The organism is Massilia sp. LjRoot122 (assembly GCF_964252725.1).
Classification (GTDB): Bacteria; Pseudomonadota; Gammaproteobacteria; order Burkholderiales; family Burkholderiaceae_D; genus Telluria.
On record NZ_CAXUPB020000001.1, the window covers coordinates 2,007,589 to 2,024,111 of the forward strand.

At 67.4% G+C, this 16,523-nt stretch carries 17 protein-coding genes; 13 read left to right on the top strand and 4 right to left on the bottom strand.

Annotated features, from left to right (window positions below):
* Window positions 1-7: 7 nt before the first annotated feature.
* The 10 genes from ACSQ25_RS08950 (at window position 8) to ACSQ25_RS08995 (ending at window position 9,490) form a co-directional block, all read left to right on the top strand.
* The gene (locus ACSQ25_RS08950; protein ID WP_436105338.1) at window positions 8-961 is read left to right on the top strand and encodes an acetaldehyde dehydrogenase (acetylating); all 954 of its coding nucleotides are present in this window, start codon (window positions 8-10) and stop codon (window positions 959-961) included.
* 17 nt (window positions 962-978) lie between these two features.
* The gene (dmpG, locus tag ACSQ25_RS08955) at window positions 979-2,028 is read left to right on the top strand and encodes a 4-hydroxy-2-oxovalerate aldolase (protein WP_436105339.1); all 1,050 of its coding nucleotides are present in this window, start codon (window positions 979-981) and stop codon (window positions 2,026-2,028) included.
* Window positions 2,029-2,266: 238 nt separating this feature from the next.
* A complete protein-coding gene (locus ACSQ25_RS08960) occupies window positions 2,267-3,406 on the top strand; it encodes a porin (protein WP_436105340.1) in 1,140 nt (379 codons plus the stop codon).
* Window positions 3,407-3,473: 67 nt separating this feature from the next.
* Entirely contained in the window at window positions 3,474-3,980 is a 507-nt protein-coding gene (locus ACSQ25_RS08965; protein ID WP_436105341.1) for a hypothetical protein, read from the top strand.
* A complete protein-coding gene (locus ACSQ25_RS08970; RefSeq protein ID WP_436105342.1) occupies window positions 3,980-4,165 on the top strand; it encodes a hypothetical protein in 186 nt (61 codons plus the stop codon). Before ACSQ25_RS08965 ends, ACSQ25_RS08970 begins: the two co-directional genes overlap by 1 nt.
* A 33-nt stretch (window positions 4,166-4,198) precedes the next feature.
* Window positions 4,199-5,710 carry an MmgE/PrpD family protein gene (locus ACSQ25_RS08975; protein WP_436105343.1) on the top strand — a complete coding sequence of 504 codons (1,512 nt, stop codon included), beginning with the start codon at window positions 4,199-4,201 and terminating at the stop codon, window positions 5,708-5,710.
* Between the two features lie 96 nt (window positions 5,711-5,806).
* Complete coding sequence (locus tag ACSQ25_RS08980; RefSeq protein ID WP_436105344.1) at window positions 5,807-6,859, top strand: DctP family TRAP transporter solute-binding subunit; 1,053 nt, start codon at window positions 5,807-5,809, stop codon at window positions 6,857-6,859.
* A 120-nt stretch (window positions 6,860-6,979) separates the two neighbouring features.
* On the top strand, window positions 6,980-7,471 hold the full coding sequence (locus ACSQ25_RS08985) for a hypothetical protein (RefSeq protein ID WP_436105345.1): 492 nt from the start codon (window positions 6,980-6,982) through the stop codon (window positions 7,469-7,471).
* 30 nt (window positions 7,472-7,501) lie between these two features.
* The gene (locus tag ACSQ25_RS08990) at window positions 7,502-8,056 is read left to right on the top strand and encodes a DoxX family protein (RefSeq protein WP_436105346.1); all 555 of its coding nucleotides are present in this window, start codon (window positions 7,502-7,504) and stop codon (window positions 8,054-8,056) included.
* Between the two features lie 36 nt (window positions 8,057-8,092).
* Window positions 8,093-9,490 carry an MFS transporter gene (locus tag ACSQ25_RS08995; RefSeq protein WP_436105347.1) on the top strand — a complete coding sequence of 466 codons (1,398 nt, stop codon included), beginning with the start codon at window positions 8,093-8,095 and terminating at the stop codon, window positions 9,488-9,490.
* Window positions 9,491-9,631: 141 nt separating this feature from the next.
* Here the strand turns inward: ACSQ25_RS08995 and ACSQ25_RS09000 are convergent, their stop codons facing one another.
* Genes ACSQ25_RS09000 through ACSQ25_RS09015 form a run of 4 tightly spaced genes read right to left on the bottom strand, consistent with a single transcriptional unit; the run spans window position 9,632 to window position 13,509 of the window.
* The gene (locus tag ACSQ25_RS09000) at window positions 9,632-10,612 is read right to left on the bottom strand and encodes a PDR/VanB family oxidoreductase (RefSeq protein ID WP_436105348.1); all 981 of its coding nucleotides are present in this window, start codon (window positions 10,610-10,612) and stop codon (window positions 9,632-9,634) included.
* 3 nt (window positions 10,613-10,615) lie between these two features.
* A complete protein-coding gene (locus tag ACSQ25_RS09005; protein WP_436105349.1) occupies window positions 10,616-11,482 on the bottom strand; it encodes a fumarylacetoacetate hydrolase family protein in 867 nt (288 codons plus the stop codon).
* Window positions 11,483-11,506: 24 nt separating this feature from the next.
* Window positions 11,507-12,514, bottom strand: coding sequence for a cupin domain-containing protein (locus ACSQ25_RS09010; RefSeq protein ID WP_436105350.1), 1,008 nt, complete (start codon window positions 12,512-12,514; stop codon window positions 11,507-11,509).
* Between the two features lie 8 nt (window positions 12,515-12,522).
* A complete protein-coding gene (locus ACSQ25_RS09015; RefSeq protein ID WP_436105351.1) occupies window positions 12,523-13,509 on the bottom strand; it encodes an ABC transporter substrate-binding protein in 987 nt (328 codons plus the stop codon).
* A 239-nt stretch (window positions 13,510-13,748) separates the two neighbouring features.
* Here ACSQ25_RS09015 and ACSQ25_RS09020 point away from each other — a divergent pair, with 239 nt between their 5' ends.
* The 3 genes from ACSQ25_RS09020 to ACSQ25_RS09030 all read left to right on the top strand — a co-directional run bounded on the left by ACSQ25_RS09020 (window position 13,749) and on the right by ACSQ25_RS09030 (window position 16,514).
* Window positions 13,749-14,450 (top strand): TetR/AcrR family transcriptional regulator, encoded by a 702-nt coding sequence (locus tag ACSQ25_RS09020; protein ID WP_436105352.1) that lies wholly within the window; start codon window positions 13,749-13,751, stop codon window positions 14,448-14,450.
* 221 nt (window positions 14,451-14,671) lie between these two features.
* On the top strand, window positions 14,672-15,526 hold the full coding sequence (locus ACSQ25_RS09025; protein WP_436105353.1) for an alpha/beta fold hydrolase: 855 nt from the start codon (window positions 14,672-14,674) through the stop codon (window positions 15,524-15,526).
* 85 nt (window positions 15,527-15,611) lie between these two features.
* The gene (locus tag ACSQ25_RS09030; protein WP_436105354.1) at window positions 15,612-16,514 is read left to right on the top strand and encodes a VOC family protein; all 903 of its coding nucleotides are present in this window, start codon (window positions 15,612-15,614) and stop codon (window positions 16,512-16,514) included.
* Window positions 16,515-16,523 lie beyond the last annotated feature (9 nt).

The window sequence follows — 16,523 nt, forward strand, 5'->3', positions numbered from 1 at the left end:
AGCGAGCATGACACAACAGAAGAAACGGGTCGCCATCATCGGCCCCGGCAACATCGGCACCGACCTGATGATCAAGATCCTGCGTCACGGGAAACACATCGAGATGGGCGCCATGGTCGGCATCGATCCGGCCTCGGACGGCCTGGCGCGCGCCGCCCGCATGGGCGTGGCCGTGACCCACGAGGGCGTGGAAGGCCTGGCGCGGCTGCCGGTGTTCGGCGAGATCGACATCGTGTTCGACGCCACCTCGGCCTCGGCCCACGTGAGGAACGATGCCTTCCTGCGCGGCCTGCGTCCTTCGCTGCGCATGGTCGACCTGACCCCGGCGGCGATCGGCCCCTATTGCATCCCGGTGGTGAACGGCGCCGATCACGTCGATGCGCCGAACGTCAACATGGTCACCTGCGGCGGCCAGGCCACGATCCCGATGGTGGCGGCGGTGTCGCGGGTGGCCCCGGTGTACTACGCCGAGATCGTCGCCTCGATCGCCAGCAAGTCGGCGGGACCGGGCACGCGCGCCAACATCGACGAATTCACCGAAACCACCTCGCGCGCGATCGTCGAGGTCGGCGGCGCGCGCCAGGGCAAGGCGATCATCATCATGAACCCGGCCGAGCCGCCGCTGATCATGCGCGACACCGTGTACTGCCTGGCGGCGCTCGATGCCGACCAGGACGCGATCCGCGCCTCGGTGCGCGCGATGGCGGCCGACGTCGCTTCCTATGTGCCGGGCTACCGCCTCAAGCAGGAAGTGCAGTTCGAGCGCCTCGGCCCGGACAATGCGCCGAACGTACCAGGCATCGGCCGCCAGGCCGGCCTGAAGGTATCGATCTTCCTCGAGGTCGAAGGCGCCGCCCACTACCTGCCGGCCTATGCCGGCAACCTCGACATCATGACCAGCGCCGCGATGGCGACGGCCGAGCGCATCGCCGCCGGCACGTCGGCCACGCTGGCGGCATAAGCGCGCACGGAGAGCACATGTTCAATCACGACAAGAAGATCTATGTTTCGGACGTTACCCTGCGTGACGGCATGCACGCGGTGCGCCACCAGTATTCGCTCGAGGACGTGGTGCGCATCGCGCGCGCCCTCGATGCTGCCAGGGTCGATTCGATCGAGGTGGCGCACGGCGACGGCCTGCGCGGCTCCAGCTTCAACTACGGCTTCGGCGCGCACAGCGACCTCGAATGGATCGAGGCGGTGGCCGGCGCCGTCAACCACGCGAAGGTGGCGACCCTGCTGCTGCCGGGCATCGGCACCATCCACGACCTGAAGAACGCCTTTGATGCCGGCGCACGCATCGTGCGCGTGGCCACCCATTGCACCGAAGCGGACGTGTCGCGCCAGCACATCGAGTATGCCCGCGAGCTGGGCATGGACACGGTGGGCTTCCTGATGATGAGCCACATGAACACGCCGGAAGGCCTGGCCCAGCAGGCCAAGCTGATGGAAAGCTACGGCGCCGAGTGCGTGTACGTGGTCGATTCAGGCGGCGCCATGAACATGTACGACATCGCCGCGCGCTTCAAGGCCTTCAAGGACGTGCTCAAGCCCGAGACTCAAACCGGCATGCATGCCCACCACAACCTGGGCCTGGGCGTGGCCAATTCATTGGTCGCGCTGGAACACGGCTGCGACCGGATCGACGCCAGCCTGACCGGCATGGGCGCCGGCGCGGGCAACGCGCCGCTCGAAGTGTTCATCGCCGCCGCCGACCGCATGGGCCTGGCGCACGGCTGCGACGTCAAGCTGCTGATCGACGCGGCCGAGGATATCGTGCGCCCGCTGCAGGAGCGCCCGGTGCGGGTCGACCGCGAGACCCTGGCCCTGGGTTACGCCGGCGTGTATTCGAGCTTCCTGCGCCACGCCGAGGCGGCATCGGCGAAATACGGCATCCCGGCCTTCGACATCCTGGTGGAGCTGGGCAAGCGCCGCATGGTCGGCGGCCAAGAAGACATGATCGTGGACGTGGCGCTCGACATGCTCAAGGCGCCCGGCGTCCGCGCGACCAATGCAAAAAGCGTATAGCAGTGATGCAGGCTTTCGCGTTGCACAGGCTTCCGTCCGGATAGAGAATTCTAGAACGGAACTTCCAGAGCCAAGACTCTGGATGGTATAAAGAGAAGGAACCCAAGCCTTGATATCCGCGCCCCGTACGCGGACTTGTTCGATTGATCAGCACCGTTGCGCATCGAGCCCACGCCAGAGGGGCCGCGCAGCAGCAGGACCACCGCAAGGTCCTGCCCACCACCAGATTGGAGACAGCATGAAGAAGTTAGTAGCCGGCATGACCGCCCTGTGCGCGAGCGCCGCGACATTCGCCCAGGGAGCCCCCGCCGCGCCGCCGGCGCCAGGCAGCAGCCTGAAGATCTACGGCGTGGCCGACATCGCGCTGGCCCGCTACCGTACCTCGGGCGAGTCGAAGACCGCGATGCACGCCGGCGGATCGGGCTCGCGCCTCGGCTTCCTGGCCAGCGAAAGCCTGGGCGATGGCTGGAACGTCAACGCCCGCCTCGAGGCCGGCGTCAACCTGGATACCGGCACCTCGAGTTCCACCAACGGCAACCCCAGCCGCGTGTTCAGCCGCCAGGCCTACGTCGAGCTGGAACACCGCGCGTTCGGCTCGCTGCGCCTGGGCCGCCAGCAGGGCCCGACCTACGATTTCTTCCCGACCTATGACCCGATGCTGCTGCCGGCGATGGATGCCTGGGGCGTGGTGACCACCCTCGGCTCGCCGGCGCCCGGCGTGGCCTCCGGCACCGGTGCGCCGACCGGATTCCTGATCAACCCGACCGGGCGCACCGAGAACACCATCGGCTATACCTCGCCGCGCATCCGTGGCGTGCAGGGCCGGCTCTCGTACAGCCCGAACGAAGGCGTGGCCACCCAGGCGAAACTGCTGGAAGCAGGGATCGACTACGTCGCCGGTCCCCTCCAGGTGGGACTGCTGTACGTGAAGGCGGGCGCCATTTCCGGCGCCGGCGCGCTGCCGGCGACCGAGTCGAACTCCGAGATCGCCTTCGGCGCCAAGTACCAGGCCGGGCCGGTCCATCCGTATTTCAGCTATATCCGGCGCGAGTCGACCGACCCGACCCGGCGCGCCGGCGGCGGCATCCTCAACGACAACAGCGAGACCGCCAGGCTGTTCGGGGTGGCGATCCCGGTGTCGGCGCGCGGCACCGTGCGCATGACCTATGGCCTGTACTCCAGCGGCGCGGCCAACAGCGATGCGAAGAACTACGGCGTCGCCTACACCTACGACGTCAGCCGCCGCCTGATGCTGATGGCGGCCGTCACCCACCTGTCGCAAGAGGGCGCGGCGCGCTACCCGGTGTTCCAGAGCCCGCGCCCGAGGGCAGGAGAGTCGGTCGACGCCGTGACGGCCGGCCTGACCTGGCGTTTCTGAAGCAGATGTTTGCAAGTGCAGCACCGGGCTACCGGCCCGGCCCATCGACCTGAAAAGAGAAACGCACATGTCCAAGCAATCGCCCTGGTATTACATCATCCACTGGCTGCGCCTGTATTTCGGCGCCCACCTGCTGTTTTCCGGTATCCGCTACGCCGCCACCGGCTACGTCCCCGAGATTCCCGGCGTCGGTGGCGAATGGGTGCAGGCCAATGCCAACATCTATCTCTACCAGATGATCAAGTACCTGGAGATCATCACCGGCGCCCTGATCCTGAGCAACCGCTTCACGCTGCTCGGCCTGATCCTGGAATTCCCGGCGACCGTGAACATCTTCTGGCTCAACACCTTCATCGTGGCCACCCCGCGCCAGCTCTTCACCGGCCCGCAGGAACTGTTCCTGAACGGCGTGCTGCTGCTGGCCTACAGCGGCTGGATGGCGGCGGTGCTGCGACCGAAGCTCGAGCCGCTGTGGCTGTGGGACGGCGCCCGCGCCTACCGCCCGATCGCCGGCGGACGCATCGCCGAACCCCTCCAGTCCCGTTCCAATTCCATCGCCAGCGAGGTGCACTGATGAACAACACCAAATGGATCGCCGTCGTCGCCTGCCTGTTCCTGACGGCGGCCGCCTATATCGGCTCGACCGGCCTGTTCTATACCACCTTCCGCCCGATCCGCAACTACGACCTGGTGGCCTTCGCGACTTCCTGGGCCGGGCTGGTCTGGATGCTGCTGCGCGACCGCAAGGCCAGGGACTGAAGCGCCGCTTCCACAAACCATAACAAGGAGACGATGATGGAAACGAGCCGCAGGAAATTTGTCGGGTTGTCGGCCTTGCTGGCATCAAGCTGGGCCACGACGCCGGCCTGGGCCTTCCTCGAGCCGGGCCCCGCAGCCGCTGCACCGGACGCGGTCTATGCCCTGGTCGACCACTGCCTGAATACCCGCTACGAGGCGCTGCCGCCGGAGGTGGTGGCCGCCACCCGGATCCAGATCCTGGACACGGTGGCGGTGGCGCTGCCGGCGCTCGACGCCGACGGCATCCGCCAGCTGCATGCCTGGAGCCGCGAGACCGGCGGCAAGGGCGAAAGCCTGGTCCTCGGCACCCGCACCCGCCTGCCGGCCGAAAAGGCGGCGCGCCTGAACGCGGCGATGGCCGCCGCCCTCGAGTTCGACGACACCTACGAGCCCTCGCTGCTGCACGCTTCCTGCACCATCGTGCCGGTGGCGCTGGCGCTGGCCGAGCAGGCCGCGGCCGGCGGCCGCAAGGTGGACGGCAAGGAGCTGATCGCCGCGGTCGCCGCCGGCACCGACGCCGCCTGCCGGCTGTCGCGCGCCGGCTCGCCCGGCATCTCGCCCTTCATCGTGGGCTGGGACCCGACCCCGATGTACGGCTTCCTGGCGTCCTCGATGGTGGCGGCGCGCCTGATGGGATTGACGCGCGAACAGGCGGTCTCCGCGGTCGGCCTGGCCTACCACCAGCTCTCCGGCAATGCCCAGGCCAGCGTCGATGGCACCCATGCCAAGCGCCTCGGCTCCGGCTTCGCCGCCTATGGCGGCATCCTGTCGGCGCGCCTGGCCCGGCATGGCGTGCTCGGCTCGGACCGCGTGCTGGGGGGCGTCAAGGGCCTGTTCCGCCAGTACCACGGCGGCAAGTTCGACCAGGAGGCCCTGCTGGGCGGCCTCGGCACCCGGTTCCTGGGCGTGGACATCGCACCCAAGCCCTATCCGTCCTGCCGCGGCGGGCACGTGGCGATCGACGGCGCGCTGGAGCTGGTCAAGGCACACGACATCCGCCCGGACGATGTCGCCTCGGTCACCATCTATAGCCCGCCGGCCGAAATGATGCTGCTGGGCGCCCCGATCGAGAAGAAGCGCAACCCCCGCAGCATCGTCGAGGCCCAGTTCAGCAATCCCTGGATGGTGGCGGCCGCAATCCAGGACCGCGAGGTCGGCTTGCGCCACTTCTCGGAAGCGGCGCTGAAACGCGCCGACCTGCGCGCCCTGGCGGCGCGCATGACGACGGTGGAAGACAAGGGCCTGGTGCGTCCGGACGGCGGCCCCGGCTTCGTGCGGCTGGAGCTGCGCACCCGCGCCGGCAAGACCCACGAGAAACTGGTCCGCTTCGCCAAGGGCGACCCGAAGAACCCGATGAGCCCGGAGGAATACCGGGCCAAGGCCTTCGCCTGTACCGACGCGGCGCGCATGCCACGCGCCCAGGCCGGGCGCCTGGTGGCGCGCTTCATGGCGTTGGAAGCCGAGCCCGACGTCGCGTCCCTGGTTGCCGCGCTGGCGATCGGCTAGGCCGGGAATGCAGTGCAGGGCCGGGCTTTCTTGTTTGTCATTGTATGCGGGATGGGTTAGATGATAGTCTCAGGAAATAGTGTAGTGAGTAGAACAATGCAAGACGCACTCTTCGCCCGCGTGTCCGGCCTGGCCCGGCGCGTTCTCCCACTGCTCGGCGCCTGCTTGCTGGCGCCCGCTCTGGCAGCCGCGCAGCAGCCGGCCGTGCGCGAGCTCGACATCGCGGATTACCGCGCTTACCTGACGGACGACCATCCGGTGCGCCAGGGAATGCGCAGGTTTGCGCAGCTGGTCGAGAGCGGCAGCGAAGGCAGGATGCGGGTGCGGGTGCGTACCGACGCCTTGCCCGGCACGCCGGCGCAGCAGCTCGCAGCGCTGCATTCGGGCGCCCGGGGCGCGCCGGCCCTGATGCTGGTGGCCGGCACCGGCCTGGCCGCCGCGGCGCCGGACTTCGTTCTGCTGGATCTGCCCTTCCTGGTGCGCGACGAGGCGCATGCCGATGCGCTGCTCGACGGGCCTTTCGGCGACGCACTCCTGGCGCGACTGGAGAACGGGAAGGGCGGCCTGGTCGGGCTGGCCTGGTGGGAGAACGGTTTCCGCCAGATCACCACCTCGGGTGCCCCGGTCAAGGGCGCAGCCGATCTGCGCGGCCTGAAGCTGCGCGTGATCGGCGAACCGGTCTTCGTCGAGGGTGCGCGCGCCATGGGCGCGGATCCGATTCCTTTGCCCTTCGGCGCCTTATACGAAGCATTGAAGACGCGTCGCGTCGACGCGCAAGACAATTTCATATCCCAGATCCTGGCCGGCCGCCTGCACGAAGTCCAATCGTCGCTGAGCCTCACCGGGCATTCCTACAGTCCGCTCGTGCTGGTGGCGAATCCCGCCGCATGGACGGGCCTGAGCCCGGCGCAGCAGCGCGTCATCCGGGCGGCGGCCAGCGAGGCGGGCCGGTTCCAGCGCAGCGCCGCGCGCGAAGAAGCCCGCCAGGCGCAAGCCCAGCTGGCCCGGCACGGCCTGGCCATCCATGCGCCGGCGCCGGCGGAACTGGACCTGCTGCGTGCGTCGACCGCGCCGCTGCGCACCCGCTATTTCAGCCGGCATGGGGACGACCTGTGGCGGCTCTACCAGGAGCAGGACGGTGCCCGCTGACGGCGCGCCGGCATTGCGTTTCACACCCCCGCATCATATAAAAATCATTAAACCAGGAGACATTGTGAGCAAGAACCATCAACCCAATCAGGCAGCGCAGACATGCGGGAGGTACGTGGAATGATCAGCGACAAGAAACTGAACAGCATCTCGGTGGCGCTCGGCCTTCTGCTGACTGCCTACGTGGCGCAGGACCTGCACTTCAACCCGCGCTGGTACGGCGACAAGGGCCCTGGCGTGGGCCTGATGCCGCGCGAAGTCGTGGCGGGTTATATGGATACCGCCTACGGGCGCGGCCAGGTGGCCGAGGCGGCCAGGCTGTACTACACGAAGAAAACCATCGACGTGACCCCGCGTGCGCTCTACCGCAGCGACACGGGTCCGCTGAAGTCCACCGTGCGCCAGGTGGTGGCCGAAGGCCTGAACGTGGTGGTGCACCACTGTGTCGAAGGCGGCAACGCGCCGGCGCAGGAAGTGATCGACATGTTCCGCACCTCCAACGGCCGCATCGCCTGGCGCAAGACCATCGCCCAGCCGGCGGACGGCGCCTCGTGCGCCGACAGCAGCCTCGCCCGGCCCGTCGACCTCGGGTTGAAGCCCGCGCAGGGCTGAACCACACCAATCGTAATGGAGACAAGCATCATGGCAGTCACAACCCGTGTCGTCACCGGCACCACCAACAAGCTCGATATCTGGTTCATCGGCAAACTCGTCCTGATTTTCTTCCGCATCATGCTCGGCGCCTGGATGATCGTCAGCGGCGCCAGCCACCTGCTCTCGGTGTTCGGCTACCAGCCGATCTTCCCTCAGCCGCTGGGTAATATGCATCCCTCGAACGTGATGCTGGTATCCCTGCTCGAAGTCGGCCTCTTCGATCTCGTCAAGACGGTCGAGCTGGTCGTCGGCCTGTGCCTTGTGTTCAACGTGTTCGTGCCGCTCGCCCTGGCCGTGGCCTTGCCGGTCTCGTACATGGTGTTCCATAACTCGATCGCGCTGAACTTCCGCTACGAGCGCATCTTCAGCACCTACATGGCGGTCTGGTGCCTGTACATGAACATCATCCTGCTGCTGGCGCACATCCGCTACTACCTGCCGATGCTCAGGATGCGCGCCCCGATGGGCAAGCTCGAGGATTTCAAGATGCTGCCCACCATCTTCAGCGACCCGGACCAGGCCGATGGCCAGGGCCGCCGCTGAACCCACGATATTCGATCAACTCACTGCGGAACTGACATGGCTGACCATTCCAATCCGACCGAAATGGCGAAGAGCCGGCGCCGCGCCGTCATCGCCAGCTACCTCGGCACCACGCTCGAGTACTACGACTTCCTGCTCTACGGCGTCGCCGCGGCGCTGGTATTCCCGCACATCTTCTTCGTCAGCATGGACCCGCTGCTGGGAACGATGTCGGCCTTCGCGACCCTTGCGGCCGGCTATTTCGCCCGTCCCCTGGGTGCGGTCGTGTTCGGCCACTACGGCGACCGCCTGGGGCGCAAGAAGATCCTGATGATCACGCTGATGATGATGGGCGGCGCCAGTGTGCTGATCGGCCTGCTGCCGAGCTACCAGCAGATCGGCGTCATGGCGCCGGTCCTGCTGGTGGTGCTGCGCCTGGTCCAGGGCTTCGCCATCGGCGGCGAATGGGGCGGGGCGACCCTGATGTCGATGGAGCACGCCAAGCCCAAGGGCAGGGGGCTGGCGGTATCGATCGTCGCATCGGGCGGCCCCAGCGGCGCCTTGCTGGGCACGATGGTGATGATGATGTTCTCGAAGCTGCCGAACGAAGACTTCCTGGCCTGGGGCTGGCGCGTGCCTTTCCTGCTCAGCGCGCTGCTGCTGGTGCTGGGCATCGTCATTCGCATGAAGCTCGACGAGACGCCCGAATTCGAGGAAGCGCGCAAGAAGCGCCTGGCCTCGGGCAAGAAGGTGAGCGTGCTGCCGGTCGTGACCGTGTTCCGCCACAACCGGCTGCAGGTGCTGTCCGGCGTGATCGGCGGCCTGGCCCCGCTGGCCTTCGCCACCTTCGGCGCGGCCTTCCTGCTCAACTACGCCGTCACGGTGGGGCATAGCCGGACCGATTCCCTGCTGGCGATGACGGTGGCCAACCTCCTGCATATCTTCACGATGCCATGTTTCGGCGCGCTGTCCGACCGCCTCGGCCGGCGTCCGCTCCTGATCACCGGTGCCATCCTCGGCGCGGTGCTGACCTGGCCGATCTTCCTGCTGGTGAACCAGGGCAGCCTGGGCGCCCTGATCCTTGCCCTGGTGCTGGCGCTGCCCGTGGTGCAGGCGATGCTGGGTGGCCCGGTGAATACCTGGATGGGCGAGAAGTTCGCGGCCGACGTGCGCTACAGCGGCATCGCCGTGACCTTCCAGCTCGCCTCGACCCTGGGTTCCGGCCTGGCGCCGATGATCGCCTCCGGCCTGCTGGCCCTGCGCGGCGGTGGCGACCCGGTACTGGTGGCGGCCTTCTTCGGCGGCCTGTGCGTCATCAGCGGCATCGCCTACTACTTCAGTGCGGAGCGCTTCGACCAGGAACTGCCGGTCTACACGGCCGGAACCGACGAGGCGCGCGAGGCTGACGAGCAGAAGCTGGCGGCGCTGGATGCCGGCAAGGTCGGGGTGCGCTGAACTGCGTAGTCGAAGGTTGGAAGTGAAAAAGGGCCCGCTGTACGCAGCGGGCCCTTTTGCATTTGGAAGTTCCTATGACGACACGCAAAAAAAGCCGGGCAATGCCCGGCTGAAGGAGGAAGCGGAAATGTCGTGGCCGGCTCAGAGGTCCAGCACCAGCCGCTCGCCTTTCGCACGCGAGCAGCACACCATCATCGACCTGTTCGCGGCACGCTGCGCTGGTGTCAGGACTTCGTCGCGGTGATCGACTTCGCCTTCCAGCACGGCGACCTCGCAGCAGCCGCAAATGCCGGCTTCGCAGGACGAATCGACGGCGATGCCGTTTCCGGCCAGGACCTGCAGCACGGTCGCGCCGGGCGGCACCTGCAGCTCGACGCCGCTGCGCGCCAGCGCCACGACGAAACCGTCGCCGCTCTTCACGATGGGCTGCGAGGCGCCGAAGCGTTCCAGGTGGACGGTCTCGGGTGCGCGCGCGGCGGTCGCGGCTTCATAGGCCGCCAGCATCGGACCCGGTCCGCAGCAATAGAAGTGGGTCTCCGCAGGCGCCGTCGCGACGATGGCGGCCATGTCCAGCACCGCGTTCGCCTCGTCGTCCACGTGCAGGCGCACGCGCTCGCCGAAGCGCGCCAGTTCGGGCAGGAAGGCCAGGTCGGTGCGCGAGCGGCTGGCGTACCACAGCTCGAACGAGGCCCCGAGCTGTTCCAGGCGCTCGGCCATGCACAGGATCGGGGTGATGCCGATGCCGCCGGCGATCAGGACCGTGTGTTGGACGTCTTCGCGCAAGGGAAAATGGTTGCGCGGCTGCGACAGCGCCAGCGTCGTGCCGACCCGGAGTTCCTCGTGCATGTAGCGTGAACCGCCACGGCTGTTCGGATCGCGCTTGACGCCGACCAGGTAGCGTTGCGGCGATGCGTCGGCATGCAGCAGCGAATACGAGCGCGTCATGCCGTTGGCGAGGTGGATGTCGACGTGGGCGCCCGGGGTGGTGGCCGGCAAGGGGGCGCCGTCCAGGGCCACGAATTCGAACACCTGGATGTCGCGCGTGGCATGGCTGACCGACTGCAGCCTTACCTGAAGCAGGGCCTGGCCGGCGGCGGTCATGGTAGGGAGCGGGGCGTTCATGGCCTACTCCTGCGCCGCCCTGACGGCGACCCGCATCGCGCCGATGCCCGCGATCTCGCAGTCCATCACGTCGCCCGGCAGTACCTGTCCGACCCCGGCGCAGGTGCCGCTCATGATGATGTCGCCGGGATGCAGGGTGTAGTAGCGCGAGGCCCAGGCGATCTGCTCGGCGATCCCGATGAGCATCTCGGCGGTGTTGGCGCGCTGGCGCGGTTCGCCGTTGACGTCCAGGCGAATGTCGAGCTTCTGTGCATCCCCGATCTCGTCGGCCGTCACCAGCCAGGGGCCGAGCACGGCGTAGCTGTCGACCGACTTGCGCAGCGAGCGGTCTTCCGGCCCGCGCACCGTCATGTCGAGCGCGATCGCATAGCCGGCGACGTAGTCCAGCGCGTCCTCGAGCCGCACGTTGGCGGCGGTCTTGCCGATGACCACGCCGAGTTCCATCTCGTGGTGCGAGAGGCGTTCCGGGAAGCGCAGGGCCACGCCGGCTGCCGGACCGACCAGCGCGCTGGACGCTTTCAGGAACAGGCCCTGCTGGCGCACCTCGCCCTTGTAGCGGTCGGTGAAGGTGGCCTGGTCGGCGTTGGCTTCGGCCACGTGGTCGGCATAGTTGACCGGGACGCCGATGATCTTGCCCGGGTTGGCCACCGGGCTCAGGAAACGTGCCTCCTCCACCGCAATCGAGGTGGCGGAGGGCAGCAGGCGCGCGATGGCGGAGCGCACGGCGTCGAGGTGGGCGACCAGCAGGTCGCCCGGGGCGGCGGCCGGGTAGGACGGGCGCGGCAGCGCTTCCAGGGCGGCGCTGACGTCGAATACCCGACCGCCGTCGACGACGCCCAGCTGTTGTTGGTTGTACCAGCAGATTTTCATGATGATCTCTTTGAGTGATGCGTGTCAGGCGGCTGCCTGGACTTCTTCGGTCAGCAGGCCGAGGCGGCGCAGCACGTCCGCGTCGGAGACGACGAACAGGCGCGCCCCGCTGTCGCTGTGGTGCGACACCAGGTTGTGCTGCGGCAGGGTGAAGGTATCGCGCGGGCCCCAGGCAATCAGCTGGTCGCCGACACGGGTTTCGCCGCGGCCCGCGACCACGGTGCAGACCAGGTTGGCGTTGGTGCGGGCGGGCAGCGTGCGCACCCCGGCGTCGAGCTGCAGCATGGCGGTATCGAGCATGGGCATGGCGCCGGCGCCGTTCAGCGGATTGAGGTAGCGCACCCGGCGCGCGCCGTCCGGCGAGCGTGGCGCATGCTGCAGGGCGCGTACGGCATCCGCGTACGGATAGCGGAACAGCGGCGAATGGTCGCGCCGTCCCTCGATCACGTGCGGAACGATGCCGGGCGAGGCGAAGGCGGCGTCCGGCATGGTGAGCGGGGGCTCGCCGATCGGCCCCGGCTGGAACACGATGGTGCCGAGATGCTGGTGCAGGGGCACGTCGAGCACGTCAAGCCAGACCACCGGCTCGTCACCGTCGTGACGGTGCTCGTGCCAGCACATCCCGGGCGTGAGCACCAGGTCGCCGAAGGCCATGGGACATTCCTTGCCGTCGACCAGGGTCACGGCGCCCGCGCCTTCGAGCAGGAAGCGCAGCGCGTTCATGGTGTGGCGGTGCGGGCGCGCGGTCTCGCCGGGCAGCAGGCATTGCAGGGCGGCGAGCACGCTGCCGCAGGTGAACTCGTCGGCCAGCGAACTTGCGTGGGGGCTGAGCATCTGCAGCACGCGCCGCTGCACCGCGGCCGGCGAGGTCTCCTGGAAGGCCAGGTCGACCAGCGGACGGGTGTCTTCCCAGCGCCAGATGTGGGCGCCGGCAGGCGGAGGGGGCGGCTTGTGCGCGTTCGGGCTGTCCCACAGCGGCGCCAGGTGGGCGGCGTGCCAGAGAGGGGTGGGATCGGGATTGGACCGGCTCATGGCGCGCCTTACAGTTTGAATGATTCGAAGGTGCCCGGATGGAACAGGTCTTCGGGCGTCACGCGGCGCGAGGACAGGCCCTGGCGGTGATGGTGGTCGAAGAACTTCTCCAGCACGTGGCGGTTGTCGTCGATGCCGTAGGACCAGAAATCCTCGCCCATCAGATCGCGCGCTTCCTTCAGCCGCTCCTCGGCGAACGGCAGGGTGATCTTGGTGGCGGAGGTTTCGCTCAGGTGTTCCAACGCCACCTGCTTGGACTGGTTGAAGGCCTTGAAGACGGCGCCCGGCAGCCAGGGATGCTGCTCGGCCAGGGTGCGCCGCACGCCGAGGATGTGCATGATCGGGAAGATGCGGGTGCGGCGGAAGTAATCCTTGGCGGCGGCAACCGGATCCGGGAACAGCCAGCCGATGTTGGGCGTGCCCGGCGCCACGTCGGGCGCGCGCGGCGCGACGTAGGCATCGATCTCGCCCTTGGCCAGCAGGCTGGAGATGGTTTCGCCCTCGGGCGCGTCTTCCAGGCGCACGTCGGCCGGCAGCGCCAGCTTGATCTTCTCCGGGCGGCCCGCATGCGAAATTCCGCCGCGCACCCAGGTCACATCGGATGGCGCGATGCCGAAGTCGTCCTGCAGGATCGAGCGCACCCAGACGTTGGCCGTGAGCTGGTACTCGGGCAGGCCGATCCGGCAGCCGCGCAGGTCTTCGGGACGCTTGATGCGGTCGCTGCGTACGTAAATGGCGGTGTGGCGGAAGGCGCGCGACAGGAACACCGGCACGCCGACGTAGGGCAGGGTGCCGGCGGCGGCCTTGACGGTGGAGCTGGAGAGCGACAGCTCGCAGATGTCGAATTCCTCGGCGCGGAAGGCGCGGAAGAAAATTTCTTCCGGCGACAGCGTCATGAAGACCGGCGCGACGCCGTCGATCTGGACGGCGCCGTCGATCAGGGGGCGGCAACGGTCATAGTTCCCGATGGCCACGGAGAGCTGCAGTTTGTTCATGTGTTTCCTTGACGTGTGAGGCATGCCCCATTTTTTGTGATCGTGGCATGCGAAGCAACGCGAAAACCCTCATTTCAGCTATGCTGCCGCGGCATGAATACGGCGCGGGCCGCATGGACACTGGCGCCAGGCGCTCCGCCGTGCGTGCCGCCGCCGGTTTTCTCCTCCCCTGCGGTGGTTGATCCACAAACTCCCGTGTTACCATTTTTCTTCCTTGTTACCTGAGTCAGCTTATGTCCATGATCGATCGTCCCCGCCGTTCCGGAGAACACCGCACCAGCGCCGCTTCGCGCGAGCGCATCCTCGATGCCGCGTTCGAGGTGCTGCGCGACGAGGGCTACAGCGGCGCGACCATGGCCAAGGTGGCGAAGAAAGCGGAACTGCCGGTGGGGAGCGTCTACTGGCATTTCGAGAACAAGGACATGCTGCTGGCGGCGCTGATCGACACCAGCTATGCGCGCTGGCATAGCCAGGTCGCGGCCACGCACGAGCCCAAGGCCGGCGAAAGCTTCGCCGAGCACATCGCCCGTGTCTTCGCCGGCGATGCGGAGCGGCAGTACGATGCGGCCGACTTCTGGCGCCTGGGGGTCATCCTGAGCGTGGAGAAGTCGGTGCGCGAACAGGTGGCGCGCGAGCGCTTCCTCAAGATCCGCCAGTTGCAGCGGACCGAATTCGCGTCCTGGTGGCGCAAGGCGCTGCCGCAGGCACTGAGCGAGCACGACCCTGAGCTGCCGGACCGCCTCAGCGGATTCGCCCTGGCCCTGCAAGACGGAAACGCGATCGCCGGCGCCGCCGGCGAAGCGATCAAGGCCTTCCGCCCGATGCTCGCGGCCAGTCTCGTGCACCTGGTGGAGCAAGCCGCCGCCGGCTTGCCTGCAGGCGCGCGCAAGCCGGCGGCCAAGGGCGCACGCGCCGCCAGGGCCGACCTCGCCAAGTCCTGAATCCCCGCTTTTCCGACCCGGCACCATGGCATTGCCCGCCACGGTGCCGCCCCCGACGCTCTCCCTTCTTCCTTCCCCCGCTGTGCCATCCCGGCCTCGAATCGCGCAAAAATAATATGTTGATTCTAGAACGAGTATTCAGCTAATATGCGTTGACCACCCTGTCATCGACGTGCGATGCATGGGTCAGGCAACCGATTTGATGCTCAATGGAGGAAGACGTGGCGATCGTGACCGAAGAAAACACTAGCAAGCGAATCAAGACCAGGAACTGGGACATCCACTATCACGAGGCGGGGCAGGGCCATCCGCTGGTGCTGGTGCACGGCGGCGGGCCGGGCGCCTCCGCCTGGAGCAACTACAACCCCAACATCGCGGCCCTGGCCCGCCAATACCGCGTGCTCGCCATCGACCTGCCTGGATGGGGCAAGTCGCAGGCCGTCACCTACGACCAGCGCGACAATAGCGGCGCCCTGGCCGAGTTCCTCGAGGCGCTCGGCATTACCCAGGCTGCCTTCGTCGGCAACTCGATGGGCGGTTCCTCGTGCATCCGCCTCGCCTACGAACGCCCGGAACTGGTGTCGCACCTGATCACGATGGGTTCCTCGGCCGGCGTGCCGGGCGTCTTCGATCCGGCCGGCCTGAGCGAAGGCGTCAAGGCGCTGGAAGCCGCCTACTTCAATCCGTCGATCGAGACCATGCGCAAGTTCGTCGAGGGCATGGCCTTCGACACCCGCCACGTGACCGACGAATTGCTGGCCGAGCGCGTCAAGGCCACCCTGGCGCGTCCGGACCACATCGAAGGCTGGAAGAGCGGGCACGGCAAGCCGATGGTGCGGCTCGACCCGCAACGCGTGGCCACCATCGGCGCCCCGACCCTGTTGATGCACGGCCGCGACGACCGCACCGTGCACTTCAATTCGGCGCTGGTGCTGGCACGCGCCATTCCGAACTCGCGCGCCTACATCGTCAACCGCTGCGGCCACTGGGTCCAGCTCGAGCACACCGACGAGTTCAACCGCGTGATCGATTCCTTCATCGAAGGTAATCCGGTCGCCGTGAAACAGGCTGCCTGAACCATGAGACGAGACCCGGGCCGGTATTCGCCTGGGTTGAACGAATATTCTAGAGCTTAGAATCAATAAAACGAGGAGACAGCGGATGATCAAGTCGCTTGCTTATCTTGGCGTGCGTTCCCCCAACTACCTGGAATGGGAACGCTTCGGCCCCGAAGTGCTGGGCCTGCAACTGGCAGGACACGGCCCGGACGGTGCGGTGCGCCTGCGGCTGGACGAAGCCGCCCACCGCATCACGATCCACCCGGGCGAACGCAATGCGGTGGCCTACATCGGCTGGAGCGTGCAGGACGAAGCCGGCGCCGCTGCGGTCGCCGAGCGCGTCACTGCCTATGGCATCGACGTGAGCCGTGCGGGCGCCGAGGAATGCGCCGAACGCAAGGTCGAGGGCTTTTACTGGTTCAAGGATCCGTCGGGCTTCCGCCACGAGCTGAGCTGGGGCCAGTTCCACACGGTGGCCGCCTTCCACCCGGGCCGCGCCATCTCGGGCTTCCGCACCGCGGAGCAGGGTCTGGGCCACGTGGTGCTGGCGGTGAACGACCTGGAAGAGGGCGACCGCTTCTACCGCGAGGTACTGGGTTTTCATCCGTCGGACATCGTGCGCGACGGCCCGCTGGTGGCGCACTTCTACCATATCAACGGGCGCCATCACTCGCTGGCGATCAGCGCGCTGCCGACCCGCGAAGTGGCCTTCCTGCACCTGATGATCGAGGTGAACGCGCTGGACGACGTCGGCACCGCGCACGACCTCTGCGAACGGCGCGAGATCCCGATCACCACCACGCTCGGCAAGCACAGCAACGACCACATGGTCTCGTTCTACATGTACACGCCCTCGGGCTTCCGCCTCGAATACGGCTGGGGCGGGCTGGACGTCGACCACGACCTGTGGATGCCGCGCACCTACGACAAGCCGAGCAGCTGGGGCCACCGGCGCCAGCACGCGGAACTGACCGCATTGAAGCTGGACGAGGCGCCGCCGCGCTAAGGCCGCAGT

Coding starts and splice junctions, on each gene's coding strand:
- ACSQ25_RS08950 (WP_436105338.1), top strand. CDS start 8: ATGACACAACAGAAGAAACGGGTCGCCATCATCGGCCCCGGCAACATC.
- dmpG (WP_436105339.1), top strand. CDS start 979: ATGTTCAATCACGACAAGAAGATCTATGTTTCGGACGTTACCCTGCGT.
- ACSQ25_RS08960 (WP_436105340.1), top strand. CDS start 2,267: ATGAAGAAGTTAGTAGCCGGCATGACCGCCCTGTGCGCGAGCGCCGCG.
- ACSQ25_RS08965 (WP_436105341.1), top strand. CDS start 3,474: ATGTCCAAGCAATCGCCCTGGTATTACATCATCCACTGGCTGCGCCTG.
- ACSQ25_RS08970 (WP_436105342.1), top strand. CDS start 3,980: ATGAACAACACCAAATGGATCGCCGTCGTCGCCTGCCTGTTCCTGACG.
- ACSQ25_RS08975 (WP_436105343.1), top strand. CDS start 4,199: ATGATGGAAACGAGCCGCAGGAAATTTGTCGGGTTGTCGGCCTTGCTG.
- ACSQ25_RS08980 (WP_436105344.1), top strand. CDS start 5,807: ATGCAAGACGCACTCTTCGCCCGCGTGTCCGGCCTGGCCCGGCGCGTT.
- ACSQ25_RS08985 (WP_436105345.1), top strand. CDS start 6,980: ATGATCAGCGACAAGAAACTGAACAGCATCTCGGTGGCGCTCGGCCTT.
- ACSQ25_RS08990 (WP_436105346.1), top strand. CDS start 7,502: ATGGCAGTCACAACCCGTGTCGTCACCGGCACCACCAACAAGCTCGAT.
- ACSQ25_RS08995 (WP_436105347.1), top strand. CDS start 8,093: ATGGCTGACCATTCCAATCCGACCGAAATGGCGAAGAGCCGGCGCCGC.
- ACSQ25_RS09000 (WP_436105348.1), bottom strand. CDS start 10,612: ATGAACGCCCCGCTCCCTACCATGACCGCCGCCGGCCAGGCCCTGCTT.
- ACSQ25_RS09005 (WP_436105349.1), bottom strand. CDS start 11,482: ATGAAAATCTGCTGGTACAACCAACAACAGCTGGGCGTCGTCGACGGC.
- ACSQ25_RS09010 (WP_436105350.1), bottom strand. CDS start 12,514: ATGAGCCGGTCCAATCCCGATCCCACCCCTCTCTGGCACGCCGCCCAC.
- ACSQ25_RS09015 (WP_436105351.1), bottom strand. CDS start 13,509: ATGAACAAACTGCAGCTCTCCGTGGCCATCGGGAACTATGACCGTTGC.
- ACSQ25_RS09020 (WP_436105352.1), top strand. CDS start 13,749: ATGATCGATCGTCCCCGCCGTTCCGGAGAACACCGCACCAGCGCCGCT.
- ACSQ25_RS09030 (WP_436105354.1), top strand. CDS start 15,612: ATGATCAAGTCGCTTGCTTATCTTGGCGTGCGTTCCCCCAACTACCTG.